Origin of the sequence: Desulfosarcina sp. (assembly GCF_033791525.1) — a bacterium.
Lineage (GTDB): Bacteria > Desulfobacterota > Desulfobacteria > Desulfobacterales > Desulfosarcinaceae > Desulfosarcina.
The window spans coordinates 1-8,508 of the sequence record NZ_JASJGN010000016.1 but is presented as its reverse complement, the minus strand read 5'-3'; the positions used below and the strand labels follow the sequence as shown (position 1 = coordinate 8,508).

The 8,508-nt window shown below is 58.8% G+C and carries 4 protein-coding genes; 1 reads left to right on the top strand and 3 read right to left on the bottom strand.

The features are described from left to right. Window positions 1-34 precede the first annotated feature (34 nt). From QNK41_RS00625 to QNK41_RS00615, 3 genes are all read right to left on the bottom strand, one after another. The gene (locus QNK41_RS00625) at window positions 35-4,564 is read right to left on the bottom strand and encodes an amylo-alpha-1,6-glucosidase (protein WP_319252691.1); all 4,530 of its coding nucleotides are present in this window, start codon (window positions 4,562-4,564) and stop codon (window positions 35-37) included. 279 nt (window positions 4,565-4,843) lie between these two features. Then, on the bottom strand, window positions 4,844-5,737 hold the full coding sequence (locus QNK41_RS00620; RefSeq protein ID WP_319252689.1) for a DMT family transporter: 894 nt from the start codon (window positions 5,735-5,737) through the stop codon (window positions 4,844-4,846). After that, a complete protein-coding gene (locus QNK41_RS00615) occupies window positions 5,734-7,044 on the bottom strand; it encodes an MFS transporter (RefSeq protein ID WP_319252687.1) in 1,311 nt (436 codons plus the stop codon). The genes QNK41_RS00620 and QNK41_RS00615 overlap by 4 nt, the downstream gene beginning before the upstream one ends. Before the next feature lie 247 nt (window positions 7,045-7,291). Here QNK41_RS00615 and QNK41_RS00610 point away from each other — a divergent pair, with 247 nt between their 5' ends. Beyond that, on the top strand, window positions 7,292-8,116 hold the full coding sequence (locus tag QNK41_RS00610) for an NYN domain-containing protein (protein WP_319252685.1): 825 nt from the start codon (window positions 7,292-7,294) through the stop codon (window positions 8,114-8,116). Window positions 8,117-8,508 lie beyond the last annotated feature (392 nt).

The window sequence follows — 8,508 nt, the reverse complement described above, 5'->3', positions numbered from 1 at the left end:
TACTCCTTACTCCTTACTCCTTACTTCTTACTTCTTACTCCTGACTCCTGACTCCTGACTCCTGACTCCTGACTCCTGACTCCTGACTCCTGACTCCTGACTTCTGGCTTCTGGCTTCTGGCTTCTGGCTTCTGACTTCTGGCTTCTGGCTTCTGACTTCTGACTTCTGACTTCTGCCCTCTGCCCTCTGACTTCTGACTTCTGACTTCTGACTCCTGACTCCTGACTCCTGACTCCTGACTCCTGACTTCTGACTTCTGACTTCTGACATCAATCCCTCAATCTTGATCCACACCCGCAGCAACTCGCTCACCCCCCAGGCCTGGGCGTCACAACCGCGGCGGTGGTGCGGGGCATCGCCATCCAGAATCTCCGGTACGTGGCCTACGCACCCGTCATTGATCAGCCGGCTGCTGCTGGCCAGCCAGGCCATGGCAGTTTCATACTCGCCGGGGCCGAAACTGTCCGCCCATGCTTCGCAAAAACTGGGAAAAACCCAGGTCCAGGCCGTACCGTTGTGGTAAGCCGGCTTTCGGCGGGTGTCTTCATCACCCCCATAGACGCCCACATATGGTGCTTTAGGGTTGTTGACCAGCACGCCGTTATGATAAACCGGCAACTCCGGATCGATAGGGCGGTCCGCCAGGCTGCGAATGGCCCCGGGCACAATCAGCTCCTGGCAGGCTAAAAGAATTCGCGCGACCACCGCTTGGTCCGTCACCGCCCCCAGCGTCAGGGCAAAAAGCTGGTTGGGCCGCAGGGCGTTGTCGGCTACCGCCTGGCTGGCCGGCGTACCGGGGCCGGCGTGCAGGCAATCGGACAGGTAGCCCAACTCGTCTCGGAAAAACAGGTCCAGAATGGATTGACGCACCTGCCCGGCCAGACGCTGCCACGGCTTGCGAGATGCCGGTGCATCCACACGGCCCAGATAGTCCAGGGCAGCCTGCCACAGAGCCTGGATCTCGATGGGGTATCCCTGGCGAGGGGTGCCTGCCGGATAGTTGGTATCCATCCAGGTGAAATGCGACGGGCTGAAAAGCAGTCCGCTGCCGGTGTCCATAACGATGCCGTTGGGGGTTCCGGCCATGATGGACCGGGCGATGGAAAGCAGGACCTGCTTCAATGGCCGCCCCCCGCAATCGGTATCCAGCAATTTGGCCTGGCCCGTCAGCGTCCCCAGTTCGTCGCATACCCGAAAAAGCCACAGGGGCGCATCGGAGGTGTCCCGGTTGCCCGTGTCGGTTCCACGGATCATGTTGGGAATGGTGCCATCCGTGGCGAACATGGCAAACTGCACGATAATGCTCAGGGCTTCGTCAAAACGTCCAGCGGCGGTAATCCCCCTTACCACGATGAGGGTGTCACGCCCCCAGTCAAGAAACCAGGGATAACCGGCGATCACCGTCGAATATTGGTCTCGTTTGACGATATACTGGTCGAGGGCTTTTTTTAATGCGGCCACCGGCGGTTCCCATTGGGGCGAGGCCTCGAAAAATCGGCTGATCCGTCGCCGCATGTCAACGCCGGGTTCCACGGACGCGCCGCCTTCGCCCGCCACTCGGGCCTTAAGGATCTCGCTCTCACCACCGGCCAGCGGTCCGGAAAAATAGCCGGGGCTGAACAGGTCCGAATGCGGGTCCTGGCCGCGTTGGGCCTCCTGGGGGTGGTGAACCATGTACTGCCATTGGGTCTCGATGAAAAAATCGGCCCGCTCCGCATCCACTTCAAGTGCATGGTCGTCAGTGGGGTGAAAAATGAATCCCTTTTCCCGATAGGTGACAGCAGACGGAAAGCGGTGTTCTGATCCGGTAAATGCTTTGGTGGCCTCGTGAAAGTTGCGATCCTCGATATCAGGTCGCAGGATGAGGGTCACCGGCCGATCGTCAGCCAGCCGATCCTTGCGGCCTTGGGCCGGATGCCGGTAGAAAACCATGTCAATGGCGTTTTTGCCCGGCAGCATGTGGATGCCGACACTCAACACCACGTGCTCCCCCTGCCCCGAAGGAATGTGGTACTGCCAGCCGCCCCATGCATCGAAATCGAACCCGAACGCATCCAGGCAGTCCGGACCGATCTCCTGGGAAAAACCCTGAAACACGACCCATCCTCTCAGCCGGGTCAGCAGAATACGGCGGTCCTCGGGAACAAGCGGGCTCAGGTTGGCCGCCAGCAGCGCATCGTAACGGCTGGGGGTCTGGCCCCAGTGAGCATGGGCCCGGGTCATCGCGCCGCGTCCATTGGTGCCCAACATATGGATGCTGGAAAGCCGTTTGCGTGGCCGGGTAAAAATTTTTCTCACCCTGACCTGTCGGGCATGCGTCAGGTACAAAAGGGATGACTCGTGGTGGGTGCAGCCGTCGGGGTCATAACAGGAAAGCTTCAATGTCCGCGGTTTATGCCGACCGGCGACCGGCAGCGGGCGGAACAGGACAAAGGCGTTACCCCCGGCTTCAGTTAGACTCTCTTCGACGGCCATCGCCGTCCCTGCTTCAGATATAGACGCACGAAACGGGTGACGACCGCTTACCAGCAGAAAATGGCCCGGTGGCACCATCACCTCCCGCCGCAGGTCGACGGGATACTGCCAGACCACGGTTCGAGGCGTTGCGCCGGCGGGATTCATGGATCGGCAGAAATCAAGCGGTGATGTCTGCATCTGCACGACTGCCTGGTCCGGGTCCCATTGACCCAGGTCCCCGACGCCCCGGTGAAACCGCCACACCTCGAGCACCTTGGCCCGAAGCCGTTGCCTGTGGATGCGATCCGGGATGCGCGGAAATCGGTCAGCGGCATGGGTGACCCGCTCCAGGTCTTCAGGGTTGTTGGTCAGGCAGAGCACTTGCCCCGGGTTCATTAAGATTCGCCCCGTCTGTCCGTCGCCATCAATCGATACCGGCTGCCCAACAAGCAGGTCAATGGCCGAATCCCCGTCCAGGGGGGACCGACTGCGTGGCCAGGCCGCTTCGTTGGCCGATGCCGCATCCAGATTGACCAGAATCAGCAGCCCGTTTCCACTGGGTTCACATCGACGGGCGGCAACGATGGTATTGCCCGGTCCCTGCTGAATCATCTCCACCCGAACCGGGTGAAAGAATGCCGGATGAACCGTGAGCAGGGCGTTGAGCCGGCGGATGGCATCCACTTGATTTTCAGGCGCTCCCCAGTTCAGGGACGGGGAACCGTGGACGTTGATTTTTTCCGTGGCCAGCCACTCCACCCCGTTGGCGAATCCGAAGCCCCCCTGGCTGGAGAGCAGGGCGCACAGGGCGATCCGCATGCGGGCGTATGCCGGGGAAGTGGCCGCCAGGCGAGGATTGTCGTGGGTTTCGGCAAAATGGATGGCGGTGCCGTCCGTCTGAGATATCTCCATGGCGCCGGGCAGGTAATGTTCGATCTGTCCCCGGTCGTAGTTTTGAAACAGCTCACTGTATGCCCAATTGAAATCGGCCCAGTCGAGCAGGTCACGGGTGACTGAGATCTTGCCGCCGAGCCCCTCCAACAGGAAGATCACGTTGGGGAACTGGTCCCGGACCTTCCCGATCATATAGCGCCATGCCGGCGTGGGGATCATGTAGCCGGCGTCGCAGCGAAAACCGTCCACACCCCGGCGGCACCAGGTCAGAAAGACATCGGCCATATACTGCCACAAATCTTTATGGCTGTAATCCAAACGGGTGAGGTCCGCCCAGACCACCCCCCAGGCACCCGGATTTTCGATCTGGCCGTCCGGTTCCCGCGAGAGCCACTGGGGATGGGTTTCGTGAAGACTTGCCGCCCAACCGGTATGATTGATGGCGATATCGATAAACAGGCGAGCGCCCCGGGCGTGAACGGCATCCACCAGTTCGATGAACTGCTCCTTGGGAGTGGCCTTGGGGTCGAATTCGGCCAGGGCCGGATCCACGGCGGTAAAACTCAGGGCCGCATAGGGGCTGCCGAACCGACCCATTCGGGCATAGGTAGTGGGCGTGGGGTGGATCGGCAACAGCTGGACGATCCGGCAGCCCAGGTGGTCGATGATAAAATCCAGCTCCCCGATCAGGTCGCGAAACGTCCCCGACGGTGGAATAACTGTATATCCGGCTTCGTCCAGGCTTTTCATGGTCTGGTCGACAACGCCCATGGCGCCATTCTTGTTCGGGCCGAATTGACGCACGAAGGCATTGTAGATGATGTTGGCACAACAGGTGTCCGCCGGCGCCACGTTGATGGCGGTATTGGCCCCCGGCGGCCACAACGGGTCGGCGCTCTTCCGGTCCAGAAAATAGCCCTTGGCCTCGAAATGTCCCACTTCGGTCAGGGCGACGGTGAGAGTATAGTGGCCTTTTCCGACGGCGGTCATGGGGATGTCGTACCAGCTTCGGCCCAGGGGATTTTCCTGGCGGTCCACCTGCCGAATGATTTCCCGGCGCACAGACCGACCGTGCCCCAGGCTGGTCCTCAGCCAGGCCTGCCCGTCCCACGATTCGGGCACGTTGAGGTGGAAGGTTATCGTGTCTCCCGTAAAATGAAGTTGCCGGGCGCCGGGCGCCGGAACCTGTTCGATGGCATCGGATTGAACCATTAAACGACCTTGTCTTCTTTAGATAGGGTGGCGGACTGCCGGCATGGGCTGCCGTCGTCCTTTCAAGTTTTCCAACCCATTTCCAGCTCAACCGGCGCCGGGTGAGTGGAAACCTCATCTGGGGTCAAGGGTGAATCAAAAGCAGAGCGGGTGGCACAGGGCCGCCAGGGTCTTAATTTAACGCGTTCCGATGAATAAAGGAACAGCAGCCTTAATGGGCTAGAATAGGGTACCTGCTTTTCCCTTGTCAACACGGACTTTCCGGCGGCCTTTGGACGCTCATTTTCTGCAGGTGGGCTCAACCTGCCGCAGAATGAACAGGTTGCTGGTAATCACCACCCCGGTCCCTGCCATCACCTGCACCGTGACCATCTCTTTCCATAGCAGCCATCCGGCCAGGGTGGCCCATACAATCGCGGTGTATGTGTATGGGGCCAGGAAAGAAGCTTCGGCAAACCGGAAGGCCGCCGTCTTGGCCAATTGCTGAATGGCGGTAAAGATGCCGATGCCGGCGATCCACGGCAGAATCCTACCATCCGGCAAGGTGCCGTATACGAGCGCGTAAGGGGCAGACAGGATCACCCCCCCCAGGATAAAGTAAAAAACCGTGGTCAGGGGGTCTTCTGTCCGACCCAGATTACGCAGCGCCATGTCCACCAGGGCAATGCATAGTGCCGCACCCAGTCCCACCATGGATGCCGGATCGGCCAGCAGGCTTACCGACGGCCTGTAAATCAGAAGAACCCCGCCAAACCCAACCGCCACAGCTATCCATCGACTCGGACCCACCCGTTCCGCCAGCAACAGGGGCGACAACGCCGTGACGAAAAGCGGCGCCGCAAAGAGCATCGCCGTAGCATTGGCCATGGGCAGCAGGGAGTAAGCCCAGAAAACCAAACCTACACCGATGTTGCCGACTGCTGCCCGATAGAGATGCGCCCCGATTCGGCGGGTCCGGAATGCACTTACGGGACGCGTGGCCAACATGAAGGGAACCAGCAGGCCAAGGGCCACCACCCCACGATAAAACACCATCTCAACCGGGCCGTGGGCCACGCTGCTAACCTTGGCGCACGTGTTCATCAGCACGATACACAAGGTAGCCAGCAGGATCAGAAAAACTCCCTTGTGGACGGCCTCGGCAGTGGCGCAGTCCACGACCGGTCCTTTCATCTTCGCCTCGCCCTAAAGACAAGCACGCCTGCTGTCATCACCGCCAGGCCGGCGGCCAGGGATAGCGGAAACCAGAAAAACGTGTCCTTGAAAACAAGATTCTCCACAGCCTGGGCGTTGATATCGACGGCATCGATGCCCCTCTTTTTGACTTCCAGAAGTCCCGCATACACGATCCCGATGAAACCGTAGGAGAGGTTGTAGGCCAGCCCCTTGAAGCTGAGCACCGTTGCCCGGCGCGATGACGACGCATGCTGGTTGACAAAATAACTGACGTAAAAACCCACCATGTAAAGGGCGGAAAAGGCCACCAGGGCTGGCAGCAGTCCGGTGTACGGCCAGAAAAACACCATTCCCCAAAGGCCGACAAGAGCCGTGGCTGCGGTGGTCCACAGGCAAAAGGCCGGCGAATGGTTTTCCGCAATGCGAAGCGCCAGCCGGGGAATGAACAGCCCCGCCATCGCCATCACCGAACCGAGGATCCCAAAAAGCGATTCGGGCAGATCCACCATGCGGTAGTATTGGCTGACCAGCGTGATAACCATGCGCAGAATTCCGTCGAAGAGCATACCGAACAGGATGACGGCCAGGACAAACGGGGTTTTGAGAATCCATCCGCCGGTGGTAAGGGTCAGTTTGAAAGCATCCATGGCCGACCCGCCGAACTGCTCTTCACAGGTGCCATCCGCCTCGGGGTTGGGGCAGATCTCGTCCAGCCGTAAAACGGTGGCGATGGCAAAAATGGCAAGAATTAATGTCAGGTACAGAGGAAACCGCATGGTCTGGGCCTGGGTGAACTGATAATCCGATCCGAGCGTGGCCATGATCCGCGTCATCAGGTCCGCATCGTAAACAGCCGCACCCACCGACATGGTGAGGATGAACATGACCGAACGCAGTCGCATCTGAACATCCAGCACCCGTCCCCACTGGTCCGCCATGCCACTGGCTTGGAGCGCATCATAGGCGATGGCCTCGTCGGCACCGCTGGCAGCCGCTTCGGCCAGACCGCTGAGCACTCGGTTGACCAGGAAAAAGCTGAACAGCAGCGTGGTGTTGCCCCGCGGCGCAAAGCATAGGATCGCCATTTCCACCAGCATGGAAAAGGCGGCAAACACCAGCAGTCGACGCCGGCCGACGATGTCGGCCAGGGCGCCCGAAGGCACCTCCGCCATCACGATGGTGGCCGCCCACACCGCGTTGAGAATGGAAAACTGGGCCACGGTGAGCCCGAAATCCAGGAATAAGATGGTAAAAATCGGATAGTAGAACCGGCAGTTAAAAAACACCCGAAAGGCAATGAACATACGTACATTGTTCACCGAAAACGGTGATGGTGCTGTGTTATCCGGGGCATCAGATTTCAGGGGTCTGTCCTTCTGTTTGACATTTCTGGCTGGCCATTGGCCGGCAAACATAGAATCTATTATAATACGGAATTTTTCTGGATAAAGGCTGACCGTGGATTATCCGGCCGCCCCAACGGAAAAATTGACAAAATCCGATATTCTCATTAATGTTACTTGTCTGTAAAGTCAGGGCAGAACTCGATAAATGATCGACAATTCCGCCCCACCCCCATCACTTGAAGAGGAGCATATGACCAAGGAAGCGGTAGCCATCTATTGGGATTTCGAAAACCTGCACGCCAGCATCTTCGATGCACTCAACGGCAGCGGCAGTTATCCGAAACCGGCCAACCGGAATCGGCAGCAGGAGGTTCTGGTAGATGTTCAGGGCCTTTACGATTTTGCCACCACCTATGGCAATGTGGCCATCAATAAGGCCTACTGCAACTGGCACTGGTTTACCAGGTACCGCCAGAGCCTTCTCAAGTGCGCCGTGGAACTGATCCAACTTTTCCCTCCCGGCGCCCAGGCCAAAAACGGGGCGGATATCAAGCTATCCCTGGACGCGGTGGAGGATATCCTGCGCTTTCCCCACATTTCATCGATCATCGTCGTTGGCGGGGACAGCGATTTCATCCCCCTGGCCCAAAAGCTCAAAGCCGCCGGCAAGGATCTCATTGGGGTGGGATGCAAGAACGCCACCAACCGCCATTGGGCCAACAGCTGCTCGGAATTTAAATATTACGAAACGTTCGCCCTTGAGCCACAAGATGAGGAAGAGGAGACCGAAACCACCACCGTCAAGGACGCGGCCGAACTGATCACCAAGGCCATCAAACAGATCGCCCTGAGAAACGGAGACAAATGGGTGCTCAAGGCCGCCATCCGACCGGTGGTCAAGCGTCTGGACCCGACCTTCGACGAAGCCAGCTATGGATGCCGCAGCTTCGCCGACCTGCTGAAAAAGCACAACGACAAGTTCCAGATTGAACGGGGCCAGCACGACCACCTGGTGGGGTTGATAGAATAGGTCAAAGGTCAAAAAAAGCAAACATAGCCTGTTATTTTAGGCAAGCGACAAAATTAGGATTAGCTGGTATCGGGCCGCTGAGTTCAGGCTTCTGACCTCCGACTTCGAGCTTCTGACCTCCGACGTCAGGCTTCTGATCTCCGTCCTCGGATCGCGGACTTCCGACCTCTGACCTCCGACTTCGGGCTTCTGTCCTCCGTCCTCAAACCTCTGACGTCTGTCCTCCGTCCTCAGACCTCCGTCCCTCGACCTCTGAATCCTGAAAGGATAACCATGCCCACAAAAATCAACGGCCCGAGCATCATCGAAGCGGTTGGCACCCGGCCCAAACGCATCGAAGAATATATCGGGCAGGTCAATTCAGGCACCGGTGCGGTCAGCGTCGCCCGCAT